This is a genomic window from Aminobacter sp. J41, assembly GCF_000526635.1.
Taxonomy (GTDB): Bacteria; Pseudomonadota; Alphaproteobacteria; order Rhizobiales; family Rhizobiaceae; genus Aerobium.
In genome coordinates this window covers 1-20,014 of sequence record NZ_JAGL01000039.1, presented here as the reverse complement: position 1 = coordinate 20,014, position 20,014 = coordinate 1, and the positions used below count along the sequence as shown (strand labels likewise).

14 protein-coding genes and 3 pseudogenes are annotated in these 20,014 nt (G+C 57.1%); 10 read left to right on the top strand and 7 right to left on the bottom strand.

The features are described 5' to 3' along the window. Positions 1-140 precede the first annotated feature (140 nt). The 6 genes from L630_RS21750 (at position 141) to L630_RS0117900 (ending at position 9,783) form a co-directional block, all read left to right on the top strand. Positions 141-4,697 carry an FkbM family methyltransferase gene (locus L630_RS21750; protein ID WP_024849592.1) on the top strand — a complete coding sequence of 1,519 codons (4,557 nt, stop codon included), beginning with the start codon at positions 141-143 and terminating at the stop codon, positions 4,695-4,697. Position 4,698: 1 nt separating this feature from the next. Beyond that, the gene (locus L630_RS0117920; protein WP_024849591.1) at positions 4,699-5,280 is read left to right on the top strand and encodes a hypothetical protein; all 582 of its coding nucleotides are present in this window, start codon (positions 4,699-4,701) and stop codon (positions 5,278-5,280) included. Then, a complete protein-coding gene (locus L630_RS0117915) occupies positions 5,277-6,347 on the top strand; it encodes a glycosyltransferase family 4 protein (RefSeq protein ID WP_024849590.1) in 1,071 nt (356 codons plus the stop codon). Before L630_RS0117920 ends, L630_RS0117915 begins: the two co-directional genes overlap by 4 nt. Continuing rightward, entirely contained in the window at positions 6,344-7,660 is a 1,317-nt protein-coding gene (locus L630_RS0117910) for a glycosyltransferase (RefSeq protein WP_024849589.1), read from the top strand. The genes L630_RS0117915 and L630_RS0117910 overlap by 4 nt, the downstream gene beginning before the upstream one ends. Before the next feature lie 146 nt (positions 7,661-7,806). Continuing rightward, positions 7,807-8,760: an NAD-dependent epimerase/dehydratase family protein gene (locus L630_RS0117905; RefSeq protein WP_024849588.1), complete on the top strand. Its 954-nt coding sequence runs from the start codon at positions 7,807-7,809 to the stop codon at positions 8,758-8,760. Between the two features lie 192 nt (positions 8,761-8,952). After that, positions 8,953-9,783, top strand: coding sequence for a glycosyltransferase family 2 protein (locus L630_RS0117900; RefSeq protein ID WP_198019557.1), 831 nt, complete (start codon positions 8,953-8,955; stop codon positions 9,781-9,783). Here the strand turns inward: L630_RS0117900 and L630_RS0117895 are convergent. Genes L630_RS0117895 through wecB form a run of 3 tightly spaced genes read right to left on the bottom strand, consistent with a single transcriptional unit; the run spans position 9,756 to position 13,357 of the window. Next, positions 9,756-10,868: a glycosyltransferase family 4 protein gene (locus L630_RS0117895; RefSeq protein WP_024849586.1), complete on the bottom strand. Its 1,113-nt coding sequence runs from the start codon at positions 10,866-10,868 to the stop codon at positions 9,756-9,758. The genes L630_RS0117900 and L630_RS0117895 overlap by 28 nt on opposite strands. A 49-nt stretch (positions 10,869-10,917) precedes the next feature. Beyond that, positions 10,918-12,174: a UDP-N-acetyl-D-mannosamine dehydrogenase gene (wecC, locus tag L630_RS0117890; RefSeq protein WP_024849585.1), complete on the bottom strand. Its 1,257-nt coding sequence runs from the start codon at positions 12,172-12,174 to the stop codon at positions 10,918-10,920. 4 nt (positions 12,175-12,178) lie between these two features. Further along, positions 12,179-13,357, bottom strand: coding sequence for a UDP-N-acetylglucosamine 2-epimerase (non-hydrolyzing) (wecB, locus tag L630_RS0117885; RefSeq protein WP_348602408.1), 1,179 nt, complete (start codon positions 13,355-13,357; stop codon positions 12,179-12,181). A 1,083-nt stretch (positions 13,358-14,440) separates the two neighbouring features. Here wecB and L630_RS23460 point away from each other — a divergent pair. Further along, positions 14,441-14,665 (top strand): annotated as a pseudogene (locus L630_RS23460) (IS110 family transposase); the annotation flags it as partial. Between the two features lie 584 nt (positions 14,666-15,249). On the opposite strand, the gene L630_RS23455 reads toward L630_RS23460, so the two are convergent. From L630_RS23455 to L630_RS22945, 3 genes are all read right to left on the bottom strand, one after another. After that, entirely contained in the window at positions 15,250-15,678 is a 429-nt protein-coding gene (locus L630_RS23455) for a transposase (RefSeq protein WP_144708772.1), read from the bottom strand. A gap of 118 nt (positions 15,679-15,796) precedes the next feature. Then, entirely contained in the window at positions 15,797-15,943 is a 147-nt protein-coding gene (locus tag L630_RS23450; RefSeq protein WP_245263791.1) for a winged helix-turn-helix domain-containing protein, read from the bottom strand. A gap of 417 nt (positions 15,944-16,360) precedes the next feature. Continuing rightward, a complete protein-coding gene (locus L630_RS22945; RefSeq protein WP_156941769.1) occupies positions 16,361-16,516 on the bottom strand; it encodes a hypothetical protein in 156 nt (51 codons plus the stop codon). Positions 16,517-17,094: 578 nt separating this feature from the next. Between L630_RS22945 and L630_RS0117855 the strand changes: the two genes are divergently transcribed. The 3 genes and pseudogenes from L630_RS0117855 to L630_RS22600 form a co-directional block, all read left to right on the top strand. Beyond that, positions 17,095-17,703, top strand: coding sequence for a sugar transferase (locus L630_RS0117855; protein WP_348602405.1), 609 nt, complete (start codon positions 17,095-17,097; stop codon positions 17,701-17,703). Positions 17,704-18,017: 314 nt separating this feature from the next. Further along, positions 18,018-19,117: pseudogene (locus L630_RS21740) on the top strand (IS3 family transposase). 15 nt (positions 19,118-19,132) lie between these two features. After that, positions 19,133-19,477, top strand: a pseudogene (locus L630_RS22600) (transposase); the annotation flags it as partial. A 116-nt stretch (positions 19,478-19,593) separates the two neighbouring features. Here the strand turns inward: L630_RS22600 and L630_RS23585 are convergent. Beyond that, a complete protein-coding gene (locus L630_RS23585; RefSeq protein ID WP_024849579.1) occupies positions 19,594-19,839 on the bottom strand; it encodes a hypothetical protein in 246 nt (81 codons plus the stop codon). Positions 19,840-20,014 lie beyond the last annotated feature (175 nt).

Here is a 20,014-nt window from a genome sequence, read left to right as displayed (position 1 = left end):
CCAGCCAAACAATCTTAGTTTAGCAGGAACCTGCGGGCGACGGCGAAAACGTCTTTCGAATCAGCTTTGAAAGACATAACACTGTCGTCACCAAGTTTTTAGACAGGCGGAGTCGTAAAGCTCCACAGTATGGCGTGACAATGAGCTATTTCCAACAGATCGCGGTCGATGGCGTCACGTATGAGATTGCTTTACCGCACAAGGACACCGACTACATCCAACGCAAGATTAATCAGGACGCATCACCCTACGAACTTGGCATGCTTCTTGACATGGTGGGACGGCTGTCAACCGACGACATGGTGCTTGACGTCGGCGCCAATATCGGCAACCACAGCTTGTTTCTCGCCGCCGCGGTTGGCTGCAAGGTTCACGCATTTGAGCCCAATGTCGAGCTTTGCGACGCACTCCGCGAAAGCATTGCACGAAACAAATTCGATGCAAAAATCATCGTGCATTGCGTGGGAGTCGGAAAGGAACCTGCGAAAGCGCGCTTCGCTAACACACAGGAAAGCAACCTCGGCGCCCAGTCTCTCGCGGTAGAGCGCGGAGGCGTTGGTGAGATTGATGTCATTCGGCTTGACGATGTGGCTTTCGACGAGCCGATCAGGGCAATGAAGATCGATGTGGAGGGCATGGAACTTGCGGTTCTCGAAGGAGCCGCCAAAACGATAAGACGTGACCGCCCCACTCTCTATATTGAATGCCAAACAGAGCAGGACTTTATCCAGGTTCAGGCCTGGCTGGCGCCGTACGGCTACTGTTACTGGGAAACCTTCAACGCCACGCCAACGCATCTGTTTATCCGGAGCGAGGACGTCAGCGACGGTCAACGCATTGAGCGTCTAATGACGAAGGTCGTGCGCGACGAATATCGCCTCGAAAAGCAGATCAAGGCTTTAAGCAGTAGTCTGGAACACGCAAACGGAAAATATCGCAATGCAAGCGAGCAAATCGCGACCCTTAAAGAGCAGCTTCATGCTGCCAATTTGAAATATCGCGACGCTACCGATCACGCCAACCATCTCAAACGCGAGGTCGACACGCTGCGAGAAGCCAATCGCAGGGAACTCAAGCAATCGCGCGAACATCACGAAGCTGAGCGACGGAGCTTTCGCGAGACGGAGGAGGCTCTCAAAAAGCGGCTGCACGTCGTCAACCTGAAGTACAGGAACATCACGCACCAACTCGACACTTTACGCCGGTCGCGCGCATACAAGATGGCGACGCATGTAGGGCAAGCTATTAAATCTCCTGCAGCAGCTATTAAACTTCCTTGGCGCATGCTCAATGTTGCGCTCCAGACAGCTCAACCGGCCCAGACGTCGCTGCCGCAGGCTCCAGCAGCGACGTCGATTATTGCAGAAGCTACTCCAACAGTCGTTGACGGACCCCCGAAGGTTTCTGAACAACCAACAACCTGGCTGTTTGAACGTACACGTGAGCAGCTTAAAAGTGCGTCCGCGCGCCGCCTACGCGTCGCATGCATCATGGACGAGTTTACCTACCACTCGTATCTTCCGGAATGCGATCTGCACGCACTGACGCCGGGAGATTGGGAGAACGAACTCAACACCGGCAAGCCTGACTTTCTGCTGATCGAGTCTGCCTGGCGAGGCAAGGATGAGAGCTGGGGCAGCAAAGTGGGGCACGCCAGCCATGAGTTACAGAGCATCATCGCCTGGTGCCGTGAACGCGGCGTTCCATCCGTATTCTGGAACAAAGAAGACCCTGTTCATTTTCAGACCTTCCTCAATACGGCGAGCCTTTTCGATTTCGTGTTCACGACGGACATAGACTGCATCCATCGCTACAAGGGCGCGCTCGGGCACGATCGGGTTTACCTGCTTCCGTTCGCATGCCAGCCGCGGCTCAACAATCCAATCGAGATATACGAGCGTAAGGATGCCTTCTGCTTCGCGGGCGCCTACTACGCACGCTATCCGAGCCGGACTCGAGACTTGGATAACTTCGTCAGCACTTTATCCGACTACCGACCGTTGGAGATCTACGACCGAAATTATGGAAAGGACCATCCTGACTATCAATTCCCAGATCAGTATCAACCGTACATCGTCGGCACGCTTCCGTTCGACCAGATTGACAAAGCCTACAAAGGCTATCGCTACGCGATCAATCTGAACTCCATAAATCAGTCGCAGACCATGTTTGCGCGACGGGTATTCGAGCTACTCGCGTCGAACACTATTACAGCCAGCAACTACTCCCGTGGCGTACGGCTATTATTCGGTGATCTGGTGGTTACCAGCAACGAAGGAAGCGAGATCATCCGAAAGCTGGAGGCGATCGCTGAGAGCGATTCGAACCTGGATAAATTCCGGCTCGCGGCTTTGCGCAAGGTAATGCGCGAGCACACTTACGAAGATCGCCTCGCCTACATCGTCGCCAAGCTGAAAGGCGAGGCAATGCCCGACTTGCTGCCCGTTGTAACACTCGTCGGCTATGCAAGTACTTCGCAGGAGGCGCAAGTTCTGGTCGATCATTTTCGCCGCCAGTCCTACGACCAGAAGCAGCTCGTGGTTGTCACTGCACACGATGTAGCACACGAGATTATCGCAGACGGTCGGATCCGTTTCGTGCCTGAAACCGAAGCGGCCCGGTCGATTTCCACATTTACGGGAAAGAGCGAATGGATCGCCGGCCTTGTGGCCGAAGACTATTACGGCCCCAACTATCTGATCGACCTTGCACTCGCAACCCGCTACAGCGATGCTGACGTAATCACCAAGCGTTCGTACTATGTTGTGAACGAGCTGGGCGGTATCGAACACGTCATGCCTCACGCGGAATATCGGTACGGTGACACGGCTGCGCGGCGCGCAGCCCTGGCACGAAGATGCTGCATTGCGAACCAGTCTCTGGGAGCTTTTGCTGCGAGCATACGTGACGCTGAGTTCAAGGGTCTCAGCATTCTGGCAATCGACAGGTTCAACTACTGCCGTAACGGTTTGGCATGTACCGCAAGCCCAATAGATGTACAGAAAACCGTTAACGACCTGGCGCCTCTCAATGAGGGCCTTTCATTCGCTAAGGTGATTGATCGCGCTGAGCGGATAGAGCCGCAGCAAAGACGTGACGACCGGGCTCCCGTGCTTTCAGGGAATGCGCTTGCGAGTATGTTCAAACCGGTATCCCACAAATCAATTCGTCTGTCGGTATCCGGGGAGATTTGGGAGGTAGAATCGAGCCTACCGGACGGGACGCACGACTATATTTACGCAGCGCGAAGCGTTACGCCGGCGGAGTGGGGTTATGATGGCAATATTGCAGCGGCTTATCTGGAGGTTGAGCCCGGCCTAAACGTACAACTGGTGATGATGTTTCTCGACAGCTCCAGCAAACGCATTAGTGCCGTGGTTCGACCGGCAAACAAGAACAACGAGATCCAAATTCCGCAAGGCACGAGCTATATCAAGTTGGGAATCCGTGTTTATGGCTCCGGGAGCACATTCATCAACGGCCTAGTGCTCGGTCACAGGCAACTGCAGCCCACGCAGGTGATGGGACGCAGCCGGTACCTCCTGCTGACGAACCACTATCCCACCTACGATAGTCTTTATCGCAATGGTTTCGTCCATAGCCGCGTCAAAGCCTACAAGGAGAGGGGCGTTGATGTGGATGTTTTTCGACTGCGCACCGATGAACCGTTGAGCTACCATGAGTTTGAAGACGTCGATGTGATCACCGGTTCACAAGAGGCTTTAAGTAGCCTTATCTCGGGCGGGAATTACGAGCATGTGCTAGTGCATTTCCTGGACCCGAATATGTGGACTGTTTTGAGCGAGCACATACATCGGCTCAGGGTGACGGTATGGGTTCATGGCGCGGAGATTCAGCCTTACCACCGTCGCGAGTATAATTTCACGAACGACAAGGAACGCTCGGCCGCGAAGCATCAAAGTAATGAGCGCCTGGCTTTCTGGCGGGGTCTTCTCCAGCCAATGCCTGTGAACCTGAAGCTCGTATTTGTATCGAGATATTTTGCCGAAGAGGTGATGGAGGATCTTGGGTTTCGTCTGCCGGACAGATCATACGAGATTATTCATAATCCTATTGATACGGACCTGTTCGCCTACAAAGAAAAACCTGCACAGCACAGGCTACGCTTACTTTCGATCCGCCCATACGAAACGAGGAAATACGCCAATGACCTCACGGTCGAGGCCCTACTTCTGCTTCGGGATAAGCCTTGGTTCAGCGAACTTGAGATCAAGTTGATCGGCGATGGGAAGTTGTTTGACGAGACGCTGGCGAAACTGCGCGATGTCAAAAACGTGGATATTGAACGCCGCTTCCTGACACAGGGAGAAATATCGGAACTGCACCGCGCCTATGGCGTATTTCTCACCCCGACTAGAATGGACGCTCAAGGCGTCTCCCGAGACGAGGCGATGTCTTCCGGTCTGGTTCCCGTCACCAACGCTGTGGCAGCGATCCCGGAATTTGTCGACACGGAGTGTGGTGTCCTAGCTCCGGCGGAGGATGCGCAGGCGATGGCGGACGGTATCGAAGCGCTGTATCATGACCCGGACTTGTTCCTCAAACTGTCGGAGAACGCGGCACGCCGTGTTCGCGGGCAATCGGCAAAGACGCTGATCATCGACCAGGAACTGGCACAATTTGTAACCGGGTGTGCGGTGTCGGATCAGACGCACCAGGGTCTGGGTGCCTTGTGACATGAAGCAAGACGCCGCCAGCGCCACGCCGCCAACAAGCTGGGAGACGTTTCTCGTTGAGGTGCTGCGCGAGGAAGTTGCCTCGCGCGAAGCCGAGCTCGATGCGTTGCGCGCGAGTTTGCGTTACCGGGTGGGGAGCTGGGCGCTGGAAGCCTTTCCGCCAGGATGGGGAACGGTCATCTTTTTCAGCCGTCTTTTGCGACTTTTTCTCCGGCGCCGTACGCAAAAACCATCAGGAGCAATTTCAGGCAGGCATCGGGGTCAATCCGAAGCGCAACATCACGCGAACATTGTCGTCTTTGGCCGTAACGTTCCAGCTTGTTACGCGAAAGATGATGTCTGGCAGACGAAGAACGCCGATCTCATCGCGCACCGGCTGGACATGAAGGGAAGCGTACCCGGTATTCTTGTTGTACGGCAAGTTTCGGAAAAAATCCTGAGACGTGTCGAACGTGCCAGACGCGACCACTGGCACGTCATTTGGTACCCTGAAGAGACGTCTTCGACGTTTGATCCGGCATTGGTAGCATATATTCTTGCGCACGCCGACGAAGTCAGGATCGATAAGGGTATCAGCTCGTGAAAGTGCTTTACGCGTATCGCTACGGTATCATTGGCGGGGTCTCTACCCAGCTTCTATTACGGCAGAAAGCTTTGCGCGAGGCCGGGATTCGCTGCGACCTGTTCTTCAGTCAAGATAACGGGCTGGGGCAAGTGCTGCCCAATCAAGATGGCATCTATTTTGGAACGGAACGCTCCTTTCGCCAACTGGTTCGCAACGGCCGATTCGATGCCGTGATCGTCGTTGATACACCCGAACTTTTCAACATCGCGCACGGTCCCTTTTATCGACGCACCCGAGTTTTTCTCGACGTCCATACAACTACGGCTACGGGCCTCAGCTACCTTGCGACGACTAATCCGTCCACGCTTTCCGGTGTCATGGTGCCGACACAGTATTCGGCCACTCTCGTGGCGGAAAGGCTACAAGCTTCCCCGCAAGTCAGCGTCGTTCCGAATATCTTGGATATAGAGATCTTCACACCTAGCAGCGTGGCGCCGCAAATAGCAAAAGACGGAATCTGCAAGCAGCGCAATTATGTCTGGGTTGGAAAGCTCGACCTTCACAAGAACTGGCGGCTTGCACTCATATATACGGCAATGCTGCAGCGTCTTTCAGGCGATCATATCACGCTGGATATTGTAGGCGGGTACACTGCTACGCCAAATCAATCGAGCGCTTTTTTCCAACTCATCCACCGGTTGGGAATTTCGGAACGGGTGAACTGGCTGGATCGGATCGAAAACTCATCCTTGGTCGAGCTTTACCGACGATGCGCAGACAGTGGCGGCGCAATGCTGGTAACGTCGCGGGATGAGTCCTTCGGCATGGCCGCGGCCGAGGCTCTGCTGTGCGGCTGTCCGGTCATCGCTAACGATCTGCCGGTGTTCCGCGAAGTGCTGCCCAACTCACCATTGGTTCAGCTAGTCGATATTTGGCGCCCAGAGCAGGTCGAGCGTGCCGCTCGGACGTTGTCTACACCGCCCGCAGCAACGGAAGTCAACGCACTGCATCGCAGCCTTTCACAACGCTTTGGCGCGCACGCCTTCGTCGATTCCTTTACGGCTATGGTTGGAAGGTTTGGATGAACCCTCAGGACACGAACGGAACGCTCAAGCGACAGCTAGAGGCACTTCAAGCAGAGCATCGGCAGGTGCTGTCGAGCACGAGCTATCGCCTGGGTCGTCTGCTGACAAGAGCCGCGCGTTCGCCCGCCGCACTGTTTCGCCTTCCGCGTGATGTTCTTCGTATCGCGAGAGAATCCTGGCAAACTAGGCGACCACCTAGACTGAACTCTGATGATTGCCGAACGATTTGCAATAACTGGGACGAATTGGCCTACCAAATCCGTAAGAATGGCACCCAGCAAGTTGTTTTCCTTTTTTCAGGAACCACCCATATTCAGGACACGCGGGGTAACCGCCCGATCCGGCAAACACAGGCCCTTCTTGCACGGGGGGTGCCAGTGTTTTTCAGCTATCACCGTAGTCGACACGATGAATTGCCCTCCTCCGATGTCAAAGGGCTTGTTCAGAGTCCTGTCGACGTTACCATGCAAATCCTCGATCGAATTGCAGAGTCCGATTTGGGGGAGGCCCGCAAGCTGTTCATCATTTCATATCCCTATCCGGGAATCGAAAAGGCAATTCGCCTATTTCGTAAGGAGGGCTGGATAGTTGTTTATGACTGCCGTGACGACTGGGAGGAATTTGCCAAGGTCGGGATGGCCCGCTGGTTCGATGCGAAAGTCGAGCGCGAAATTGTTGCGGAGACCGACCGCACTTTTTGCGTTTCCATGCCTCTGGTGGAGAAGATGCGTGGACTCGTTCCAAGAAGCTTTGTGGAGATCATGCCGAATGCGGTCGAAGCCGATTTTTTGCCCGACAGTTATCAGCGCACTCCACAATCGTCGCCCCGAATTATCGGATATTTTGGCCACCTCTCCTCGGCATGGTTTGACTGGGAAGCCGTTTCGGAGATTGCGCGGAACCGCCCACAATATCGTTTTGAGGTGATCGGACACTCCGCACCGGCGTTGTCTTTACCGGAAAACGTCGTCCTGCTTGGGCCCAAACCTTGGCAGGAGCTGCATCACCATTGCGCACGTTGGAGTGTTGCGATCATCCCGTTTCGTATGGGGGCACTTGCAGACGGAGTGGATCCAATCAAAATCTACGAATATCTCGCACTCGGCCATCCGGTCGTCTCGTTCCGTATGCCGCAGATTAGCAATTATCCTTATACGCAAACCGTGGAAACGATCGCTGACTTCTGCGTGGCACTGGACAAGGCGACTGAGGTCATACCGGAACGGAAAATTATCGACGCCTTTCTGGCCCGCAACACGTGGGAGGTGCGTGCAAGCGAACTTCTGTCTGTTCTAGGAACGCCAGTCAGATAACCGGCTTTTGATGCGGGCTCTTTAATTGGTCACGTTCGTTGAACCCTAACCCATTCTCTGCTGCCTGGACCCGCGATCACCGTGCGCTGCAAAGTAGAGATCCCCACTTTATTAGCTCTCAATGAGATCAACATTATTGGAAAAGTATGGAACGGATCCTCATCACCGGAGCGTCTGGATACATAGGCAAGGCTCTAGTCTCGAAGCTGTTACCGACTGGTGTCGGGCTGACGTTGGCCCTTCGAAGGAGCCTGCCACATGGGACCGCAAGCGGTGGACAGGTTAATCACGTGGTGGTAGGCGACATCTCGGATGCTACCGACTGGAGCGAAGCGTTACGCGATTGCGGGACAGTGGTGCATCTGGCCGGACAAACTCCGGGCCGCGGCGTGGATGATGAACGCTTTTACGTTGTTAATGACAAGGCAACAAGCCGCCTAACTGAGCAGGCTGTCGCTTCCGGCGTTCGCGTGTTCGTGATGATGTCGAGTATTGCCGCCGTGGTCGGGCATGCTGCAGATAGTATAATAACCGACGATACATATCCTGTTCCTACATCCGCCTACGGCCGATCAAAGCTAGCGGCCGAAAGCCACGTTGCGAAGTTCTCTTTAGCCGGCGGGATAGGCGTATCCTTGCGACCGCCAATGGTCTATGGAGCAGCGGCCGGTGGCAACTGGCGACTGTTACAGAAGTTGGCTGCATCGAATTTACCGCTTCCTTTCGGCGCCATCCGTAATCAGCGCGCCATGATTTCGATCGACAACCTCGTAGACGCCATCCTAGCCGTGATATCGACAATCAACACCGCGCCAAGTGGCGCTTTTGCAGTCGCCGATTCCAAGCACATCGGCCTTGCCGAGATGCTGCGACTGCTGCGTGAAGGCATGAAATTGCCGGCTAGATTGGTTTCATGCCCTCCTTCATTCTTATCTGCATCACTGCAGCTTATCGGGAAAGGCGCAGTTGTCGACAGTTTGTTAGGCGACCTCGTTGTCGACTCAAGCCGTTTCTGCGAAACATTTTCTTGGATGCCCGCGGAAGACATAAGGAATGGAATGCGGCGTGCAGGTGCGGAGTATATCGCAGGAGAAAGATGACGCAACCGTACTGGCCACCGAAATGACGCATCTGAGAGACCGCCGCTAGGCAAGTTATTAAAATGCAGCTTGAACCGGCGTGCAAACATTGATCTTAGGAGGGGGAAGCGGCATCCATTTTCGTCCCACACATGATCTCAGTCTGCCACAATCAGTTCTTCTTTGCGAGCGGACGTCGATCATGCATCTCCTATGAATCTGGGGCTCAAGGTGCTAACCACTTGTCACCTCGCCCCGCCGCGGTTGAAAGTCGATTTCATGCCTCTCGTCAGCGTCGTCATGCCCGCCTTCAATGCCGAGACGACGATCGGCCAGTCCATCGAGTCCGTTTTGTCCCAGACGGTGCAGGACTTCGAACTGATCGTCGTAGACGATATGTCGTCTGACAGGACCTTGGAGGTCGTCGAGCGCTACGCCGACCGCGACGCACGCATCCGCCTGCTGACGACCGGCCGCAACAGCGGCGGCCCCGCCGTCCCGCGCAATCTCGCGCTTGCGCAGAGCGCCTCGCACTATATCGCATTGCTCGATGCCGACGACGTTTGGTCGCCGCGGAAAACCGAACTGCAGTTGGCCGAGATGCAGGCGGCCGGCGCCGCAATCTCATGCACTGGCTTCGACGTCATCAACGCGCATGGCCGGCGGATCGGCGGCTTTATTCCGCCTGAGCGCGTCGACTATGCGCACCTGTTAGAGGGCAACAGCATCGGCTGCCTGACTGCGATCTACGATGCCGAACGGCTGAACCATCCGTCCTTTCCGCTCTGCGGCCATGAAGACTACGCTCTTTGGCTAGAACTGACGCGCGACGGCACGACCGCCCTCGGCCTCCGGCAAAAGCTTGCGGCCTATCGGGTCGGCGCGCAGAGCGTCTCGTCCAACAAGATGAAGGTGCTACGCTACTTCTGGCACATCTATCGACGCCGCGAGGGCTTCAGTCGGGCGCAAAGCGCCTTCATGTGCGTGCGCTACGCGGCGCTGAACCGCGCCAAATATTACGGCGAGTTGGCAAGCTCGTCGTAAAAGGATGCCAGCTTCGCAGCCTCGGCATTCCAGTTGTACCGTTCGACGACTGCCCGTTTGCCCGCCTCCCCCATGCGTCGGGCACGATTGGGATCGGCGTTCAGCGCATCGATCGCGGCGGCGATCGCCTTCGGATCGGTCGAGTCGACACAGATACCGCATCCCTCACCCTCGATAATCTGCCGCCACAGTGGAAAGTTCGCGCCGATAACTGCAAGGCCGGCGGACATATACTCGAAAAGCTTGTTTGGCTGCGCGGTGACATGGTGCGCGACGGGCAGAAACGTGACAACACCAGCGATGCATCGCGCCATCTCTTTGCGCATGGCCGTCCGATTGAGCCGCCCGAACACCTCGACGCGTCCCCAGCCCGGGCTCGCCTCGCACATCATCTGGGCGCGTCGTTCGGTGAACGGCCCGACGAGCAGCAGCTTCACGGGTGTCTTGCACAATGCCATGGCATCGACGAGCTTTGGAACGCCGCGAATTTCGGTCACGGCACCGGTGTAGCAGACGAACCCCGGGTCATTCGATGCATTGGACTCCGCGACGATCTCTTCCTCGATCGGGTAGTTGTTGATGACTCGTGAGGCGATCCCCCGATCGCGGTAGCTCGCCGCGATGGCGTCATAGGCAGCTACGACACCGTCAAATGAGGCAAGCGCCCGCTTCTCGAACCAGGCGAATAAAATCGATACCACCAGCGCCGAGCCGAATTTCAGATAGGGCTTCGTCAGGATGTCTTTGATGTAATCTTCATGGGAATCGAAGACGACTTTCGCCCCCTCCTGCTTCAGGCGCTGCCCGATTGGAATGAGTTCGGGGTCGTGCAGATGATAGATGTCGCTGCCTGTCGAACACGCGGCCTCGAACACCCGGCGGGTCGTCCGTGTCATTCGAATTGGACGCAACGCCGCGCGCTTTCCGACATCGATTATGCGCACGTTGTCCCGCGTTTCCGGCCCCCGCCCATCGGCGACGATCAACGTCACGTCATGACCAGCCCTAGCGAGCGAGCGGCACTGCTTCAGGAAGATGCGGATGTCGTAGCGTTCGTGAACGGATGTGAGATGGCATACCTTCATGTCATTCTATCCGTTAGCGACCGGCCCCTTCTCAGAGTTCTCAAGGCTGTCAGATCGCTGTGGCCTTGAACAGCGTCTGGCCGGTGCGTACGAGCGTCCCGAGCTTCTTGAACTCGTTATGGGCCACGAGCAAGAGCAGGATATCGGCCTCTTCGACGGCCGTTGCGATGTCCACCTTCTCGCGGCCTGCGAGTTTCTCCGGCAGCTCTTCGACATTCGGCTCGACAAAGAGCATCCGGCTTTCCAGCGTGCGCGCCAGTTCGTGCGCGATCTCGACCGCGGGGCTTTCACGTAAATCATCGATGTTCGGCTTGAAGGTCAGGCCAAAGCAGGCAATCGTGACGTCGCGTGCGGTGCGGTCAGGATTCTCGAGGAGGAAGGTGCCGATTGCTTCCTTGACCTTGGCGATCACCCAGCGCGGCTTGGCGTCGTTGACCTCGCGCGCGGTGCGCACCAAGCGCGCCTCCTCCGGCGTGCGCGAAACGATGAACCATGGATCGACTGCGATGCAGTGCCCGCCGACACCGGGGCCCGGCTGAAGGATGTTGACGCGCGGGTGTCGGTTCGCAAGCCCGATCAATTCCCAAACGTCGATGTCGAGCTTGTCGCAGATCAGCGAAAGTTCGTTCGCGAAGGCGATGTTCACGTCGCGGAAGCTATTCTCTGTCAGCTTGCACATTTCTGCCGTGCGGGCATCCGTGACGATGCAGTCGCCTTCGACGAAAATCTTGTAGAGATCGACTGCCGCCTGCGAGCATTTCGGCGTCATGCCGCCAACCACGCGGTCGTTCTGGACGAGTTCGCGCAGCACATGGCCGGGCAAAACGCGTTCGGGACAATGCGCGATGCGGATGTCCGAGCTCTCGCCATGGGTCTGCGGAAAGGTAAGATCTGGACGCGCTTCAGCCAGCCACCCCGCCATAGCCTCCGTCGCGCCGACCGGCGAGGTCGATTCCAGAATAACAATGTCGCCGGACTTCAGCACCGGCGCGATCGCTTTCGACGCAGCTTCTATATAGGTGAGATCGGGCTGATTGCCGTCTTTGAACGGCGTCGGGACGGCAATTAAGAATGCGTCCGCCGGCTCGGGGATCGTCGTCGCGCGCAGCCACCCTTCGGTGACCACCGCATGGATCAAGACGTCAAGGTCCGGCTCGATGATGTGAATTTTGCCCTGGTTGATCGTCTCGACGGCTCTTGTGCTGACGTCGACCCCGATCACCTTGGTCTTGCGGGAAGCGAAGACGGCTGCGGTAGGAAGGCCAATATAGCCGAGGCCAATAACGGATATGGTCTTGCTATTCATGAAATCAATGCTTCGCAAACTTGTTGAGCAAGGCGTCGAGGATGCGCTCGCACGCCTTTCCGTCACCATAGGGATTGTGGGCTGCGCTCATCCGGCCGTAGGCTTCGCGATCGCGAAGCAATTCGCCGGTCTCGCCGACTATCCGGTCAACATCCGTGCCCACCAGCCGCACCGTGCCGGCATCGACCGCCTCGGGCCTCTCGGTGGTCTCGCGCATCACGAGGACGGGCTTGCCGAGCGAGGGCGCCTCCTCCTGGATGCCGCCGGAATCCGTCAGGATCAGGTGGGCGCGGTTCATCAGCCAGACAAATGGCAGATAATTGACAGGCTCGATGAGGTGGATCCGCTCGACTCCGGCAAGAAGTCTGTTGACCGGTTCCCGAACGTGCGGATTCAGATGGACAGGATAAAGGATTTCGACGTCGTCGAAGTCTTGGACGATCTTCAACAGAGCCTGACAGATGCGCTCGAAGCCGCCGCCGAAGCTTTCGCGGCGATGACCCGTGACGAGGATCATCTTGCAGTCGTCACTCAGGTAATCGAATTCCTCAGAAAACTCGCCCTGCAATTTGGCGTCGACCTGTATCTTCTCAACGACGTGCAACAGCGCATCGACCACCGTGTTACCGGTAACATGGATGGTGGCCTCGTCGATGCCTTCGCGGACCAGGTTCGCGCGCGAGCCTTCGGTCGGGGCAAAATGCAGCGCGGCCAGCGCGCCGGTCAGCTTGCGGTTCGCCTCTTCGGGCCAGGGTGAGTAGAGATTGCCGGTGCGAAGGCCGGCCTCGACATGGCCGACCGGGATCTTATGGTAGTAGGCTGCCAGCGTTGTCGCGAGCGTCGTGGTCGTGTCGCCGTGCACTAAGACAATATCGGGCCTGAAGCTCTCGAAGACCTCGCCGATCGCTGTGAGGATGGCCGCAGTAATGTCCGTCAAGTTCTGTCCCGGCTTCATGATGTCGAGGTCGAAATCGGGCACCAGATCGAAAAGCTCCAGCACTTGATCGAGCATCTGGCGGTGCTGCGCCGTGACGCAAATGGCCGATTCGAAGCGGGGATCACGCGCTAGCGCCTGAATTAACGGCGCCATCTTGATAGCCTCCGGCCGCGTGCCGCTGACAGTTAGCACCTTTAGTGCACTCATGGACAAACTCCTCGATCGCTTCTGGGAAGCCCTGCACATGGTCCTTGGGAGATATGAAAGCCAGCAGACGGCAGACTGAATGGCGGGCAGTTGTTACGCGATTCGCCACTGCCCTGACAATCTCTGCCTTCGGACCGACCCGTCATTAACGCGGCCCCGATCGGCGAACTTGTTCTCCCTCCTTCCAGCTCCGATAGCATCGAGCACCCAAAGCGAACTGGATGAGCGTAACATCCCTTCTCGACCTGATCTTCATTCTGCCTTCCAAAGACCGGAACACGTGACCCACAACGGTGCGCGACGCTTCTCCAACGCCGCCGCGCAGCTGAACGTTGTCAACCCGACGGCCAATCTCGGCACAAGTCACACCGTAAGCATAGCCACCGCCGTAGACTAGGCCCCGATCATCCTGCAGATGGTTGCATCGGTGGCCTGCGCCAAGGCGACTTCGCCGTTGTTCGGCTTGATTGGCAAATTGAGCCCCGTGCTCGGAGAACCACATCAGAGCCTGCATGGCGCTACCGAGTTCAGTGACCTTCTCCACACCAGCGTGATTGCATCCTGCGCGCGTCGATCGGGGTATTCGCGATAGATAGCTGCGTAGGGGGGTCCGGAGCTGTCGGCCCGCTCGATCGTCTTGCGGCGGGCCGTTGCTAGATGGTCAGGCCAACCTACCAGATCGGCGGCAAGTACATCGCACAGTTTCTCGATGATGATCGGCGTCGGGTTAGTCAAGGCCCAAAACGGCCTCGAAGCGAATCGGCTGGACCACGGCCAGCAAGCGGTCAAAGGGCTGGTGGGCGTTGAGCGTCAATATCGTCTCGGTTTGCCCACCAATCAGCATGACGATGGTCCCGGGATCGGCCGAACGGGTGCGTCAGCCGGGACAGCCGCTGGAGTACCTAGCGGACAGTTTCAGGCCTGAAGTCGGCAGCGAAAGAACCACTCTCTTCTACCCGATCCAGAAGGGCGCGCTCAAGCAGGTCGCCAAATCCACATTGTGGTAAGCGCCAGTGCACAAGTATGAGCCGCATATTTTGCCCAAGGCCTTCAATGCCGTCCCACCCTACAAATTACCGCTCAACAACAAGAACATAGATGTTCGCGCTTTCATTCGTCTTGGTGCGGCACAGAAGCCAACAGGGCGGGGATAGCGCCGCAAACAGTGCCATCCACATCATAGCTATAGCAAGGCTTCGATTGGATGCTCGCACGCAGTACTATGTTGCCCGGCGTAGTGCAGCAGGAAAGACGAAGCTCGAGGCGATCCGCCGCCTCAAACGATACATCGCCCGCGAGGTTTTTAACAACGTTATCCGACGGCACAGGGAAATCAACCGAGGCTAAATCGCGGCGTTACTCTTAGGAGGGCGTTCAGCGCAGCCAGTTCAACAGCTTCGGGTTCACGCCAAACGCTGAAGGACGCCGGCTTCGGCATCTCCCCGGGCCCTGGTCGGTGGATGGACAACGTCTCCATCGAGCGGCTGTCGCGCAGCCTCAAATACGAGTGCGTGTTTCTGAATTCCTTCGAGACCGGAAGCGAAGTCCGCAGCACTCGACCTTCGGCGGCCGGCCGCCCGACGAGCTCCATGCGATGAAATGAAGGAGAAGCTGGCGGCGCAGAAACGAAATCCGAACCACCTTAGCCAAGCAGCCAAACTGGCTCACTAAGCGGGTCCATCTCAATCAGAGATGGTCCATTCCATACCAGAAAAGTCAATGCCCAAAAAGTTAATGATGCCTTTGGCTCGAACCATCTTCACAAACAGAGTGGGCCATTCGACGATGCTCGAATGCACCAATAACGTTCCGTCAGTACTAAGTATAAACTGCCGCCCCGAATGGCGGATCGCTTCACGGACAGTGACTGAAGGCACCCCACTTAACACTTCCCGGAGCCGCGCAGCGTCGATTATTAAAGCGTGTCGTATTTAATCGATTTCGTATCCGGCAGCCTTGAAGAAGTTGCGGCACTGTGTGGGATCGAAAAGGCCACAAATCTCGCCGTGGGCCTCGGATGAGGTGTCGAAGCTTCTTGCCGCTTTCTTTCGCAGCAGCGCCTTGAGCTTGGAGAAGGCCATCTCGATCGGGTTCAGGTCGAGCGAGTATGGCGGCAGGAAGAGCAGCCAGGCACCTCGATTGCGCACCAGGCCGGCGGCGCTTTCGCTCTTGTGGAAGGAGACATTGTCGAGGATGACGATGTCGCCAGGCTGAAGCTCGGGTGCCAGTTGCGTCTCAATCCAGGTCTCGAAGCGCCTGGCATTCATCGGTGTATCGATAATCCACAGCGCAACCATGCCGTGGCAACGCAGGCCGGCGATGAAGGTCTGGGTGTGCCATTGACCGAACGGAGCATGCATCCTGTAGCGCTCGCCTTTCGGCGACAGCCGGTGCGCTTAGTTAGCTTCGTATTGGTCGACGTCTCGTCGATGAAGATCAGGCGCGGCAAGGCCTTGGCGAAGGAGCGACTTCGCCGCCTTATCCACATCTCGCGCGCCTCACGAATGGCGGGGCGTTCCTGCTCGCTGGCCTGTAGTGATTTTTTTTATGGCTGAGCCCGAGGCGGTGCAGAAGGCGACCGACACTGGAGCGGTGAACCAACACCCCGCGCCTCAAGGGCGGCATGCAACTCGTCCAGCGTCGGTTCTCCTGACGCCGACATCTGCGCCCGCACGAAGGCGACGTGCGGCGCGAGCTTGCCGCTGCCCGGAGCATGACCCTGACGGCGCGGCACCAGCGCGCCTGTCTCGCGACGACGCTTCATCAACTCGTTCACGAAACGCGGCGACACCCGGAAATGACGCGACGCTTCCCGGTGCCCATGCCCTCTTCGACAAACGCACAAACACGTTCACGCAATGCCATCGGTAAAGGCTTGCCCACCGCGGTTCTCCTTCGAACCACAATGAATCATCCCGAACAATTGGGAATCCTGAATCACGCTAGACGCGACATGCTTTAAGTCGCCGAAAAGACTTCGCGCGATTACTTTGCGACCTATCAGATTAAGCGGTATATCTATTAGATCAACCGAGTCGGACATTAACCGCTTTTTTCACTGCTCTCACGTAACCAAGCAATAACATTCGATAGACTGCCGCTTTCGCTATCATCGACTGCATAAGCGCCGCTTTTTCGCGAGAAGACGCCCTTCAATGCGGCCACGACCGCATCCGCGAGGTTGTCAACTGAGATCATTGTGCGGCGATCCAAAAGGTAGAGGTAGCCCCGTTGCCGCTAGCTTCTGCAGCAGGTTCCAATTGCTTATGGCGGCAGCACCGTAGACCAATGGTGGACGAACCGAGATGCCTGTTCTCCCCCCGGTCGCGAAAGCCGCGACATGTGCTTCTGCGGCGAGTTTCGATTGTCCGTATGGAAAGTGAGGACAAGGTTCAGTGGTGTCGTCTACGATCCTTTCGCGTGCATTTCCGTATACCGCGGCAATGCTCGACAAGAAGATGAAGGTCTCAACGCCGGCCCGACAAGCCTGCTTAACAAGCCGGGCAGCCCCAACATCGTGGATCATGTGGGCATCCTACGCCGAACCACCAGCCCCTGGAAGCTAGGATGCGACATGAACCACTGCGGTGCACCCTGCATAGACAGTAGAAGATTAATTGCGAGAGAGGATATATGGTCAGTACAACCACCCGACGCTCCAGAGCGTGCAGAGAGCACTGCAAGGACACTTCTTGTGGATTGCCTATCGGGAGGAATTATTCTGCTAAACTTTCAACAACAGGGATGTTTTATGTGGCTGGAATTCAGCGGCTCTTGTGTGGAGCGACGCTTTGCAGAGAACATTGCTAAAACGGAAGAATGAGTTGAAGAGGCTTTTCGATCTGGGTGTTGCCGTTATCGGTCTGATAATTTGTATACCCATCATAGCAGTGCTTGGCGTACTAATTCGCTGGGAATCGCAGGGTCCAGCAATATTTTCCCAAGTTCGTGTAGGGCGAAACGGTCGCGTGTTCCGCTGTTACAAACTTCGCACCATGGTGGAGAACGCTCCAAACGTACCGACCCATCACGCCAATCATATCCATGTAACTAGACTAGGCTCAATGTTGCGGCGCAGCAAACTTGATGAGCTTCCGCAACTATGGAACATCATCCGCGGGGAGATGAGCTTCGTTGGTCCGCGGCCTTGCCTTCCTTCGCAGAAGGAATTGATCATCGAAAGACAGAGGCGTGGCGTGCTGTCTTTATTGCCAGGCATTACGGGACTCTCTCAGGTAAACGGTATCGACATGTCCGACCCTGTTCTCTTAGCCGAGACGGATGCCAAATATTTGAGTCAAGCATCATTTTTAGGCGATCTGCGCATAATTCTCCAGACCGTCTTTCTGCGGAAGGGGAGTGGCGATAGGGTCAGAAACATCTAGTGCCTGGATCATCACTTCTATTCACGAGTGGAGCCCATATCACCCCATCGTTTGGCGCTGGCCCCCAGCTCAAGTTTCGAGCGCTTTAGCCTTCCGGCGTTCCACGCCCGCTTTGCCGTAGGAAGCTCTGTCATTGGCCGCCTTGCCGCGTGCTCGATGTTCTGTCGGCCTCTATCGCGTTAGCCGGTGCTCATCGCTAGAATGGTCCGTCCGCCACGGTCGCCTCAGGCGTGACTTTGGCACTGACATTGACCTGCCACTGAGTTTTTCCTCCATGTGGAATTAGAGTCCGGCCTCGATTGAAGGACGGACAGATGAAGCGGAAGCGGTTCACGGAAGATCAGATCATCGCGGTTCTGCGCGAGCACGAGGCAGGGGCAAAGGCAGCCGATCTTGCGCGCAAGCACGGGGTTTCCGAAGCGACGCTGTATAACTGGAAGGCTAAGTATGGCGGCATGGATGTGTCCGACGCCAAGCGCCTGAAGGCGCTGGAAGACGAGAACGCGAAGCTGAAGAAGCTGCTCGCCGACCAGATGCTGGAAGCCTCGGCCCTTCGCGAGCTTCTGTCAAAAAAATGGTAGGGCCCGCCGCCAGCTACCAGTCGTGCCGTCCGCCGGAGACAGATCTGCGCAGCAAGCTGCGCGACCTCGCCAACGAGCGTCGGCGTTTCGACTATCGTCGCCTGTTCATCCTGCTGCGGCGGGAGGGCGAGCCGTCTGGCATCAACCGCATCTATCGGCTCTACCGGGAGGAAGGGCTGACGGTGCGCAAGCGCCGAGCGCGGCGACGCGCGGTCGGAACGCGGACGCCGATCCTGGTCGAGGCGAGACCGAATGCACGCTGGTCTCTCGACTTCGTGCATGATCAGTTCGCCTGCGGGCGGCGCTTCCGGGTGCTCAACATCGTCGACGACGTCACGCACGAATGCCTGGCCGCGATCCCGGACACGTCGATCTCCGGTCGTCGGGTGGCCCGTGAACTGACCGATCTGATCAGCCGTCGCGGCAAGCCGGACATGATCGTTTCCGACCACGGCACCGAGTTCACCTCGAACGCCATCCTCGCCTGGTCGAAGGATCATCGCGTCGAGTGGCACTACATTGCGCCGGGAAAGCCGATGCAAAATGGCTATGTCGAGAGCTTCAATGGCCGGATGCGCGATGAGCTCTTGAACGAGTAACTGTTCTTCGGCCTCGATCACGCCCGCAGCGCCATCGCCGAATGGCGGCAGGACTTCAACACCGCGAGGCCGCACTCCTCGCTTGGATATCAGACCCCGGCGGCCTTCGCCGGAACCCTCGCCGCATCCGGCTACGACGCTGCGCTCGACAAGGGCTACGCGTCTCCGCCGGTTGCTAAATCCGCGCCCTACGGCGTAACAGAACCGGTCGAGGCTCTAATCGCCGCCGGATGACAGTTCAGTGGCAGGTCAGATCGGACCAGGGTAGAATGGCATTACATCGCGCCGGGAAGCCGATCCAGAACGCGTTCATCGAAAGCTTCAATGGACGACTGCGCGATGAGCCTCTTGAATGAAATCCTCTTCTCATCACTGATCCATGCCCGGTCAGCGCTCTCAAACTGGCGCTGCGATTACAACCACCACCGCCCACACTCTGGACTCGGCTGGCTGGCACCTGCGGAGTTCGCTCAAACCATCAACCCGCGACGTGACGCGGTGCTACGCAGCCGGAATGGCTCCGCACCCCATCCCGCCGCTACCGCCGCAAACACAGCAACCCGAAAACGCCGGAGCGAACTCAAAACTGGATAAAACTTGGGGGCAAGGTCAAACACGGTGCGTTATGGTCGGGAATATCCCGAACGCGCCCCGATGCCTTAAGCGGACAATATTAATGCGGGCGTGAAGCAGGCAGCGATCAGCATGAACTAAATAATCGAAACGTGCCGGTTCATGTCCTGAACCTTCAGCCCCTCCCGCCGCCAGATCCGTTCGACACGCTTGGCGTTCACCGTCCAGCCTTCAGACCGCAGCATGCGGATTCCGAGCTGAAGCCGGCCGGCATTCCGATCAATTACCGGCCACCGTTCCGATTTGAAGCCGGCCACGATTCCAATCAATTGTCGGCCGTTTTTCGGCTCTAACGATACCCCCTGGGTCAGCAACTTTGGCATCAAGCCTCCCGGTACACGAGGAGATTTTGATGCCGGCGAAGAGAAGGCTGACCATGAGACAATTACGACAGATGCTCCGGCTTGCCGGAAGCGGAACAAGTAGCCGCGAGATTGCGGTGGTGCTCGGCGTTGCGCGCAGCACCGTGCAGGACAATCTGAAGCGGGCGGCGCTAGC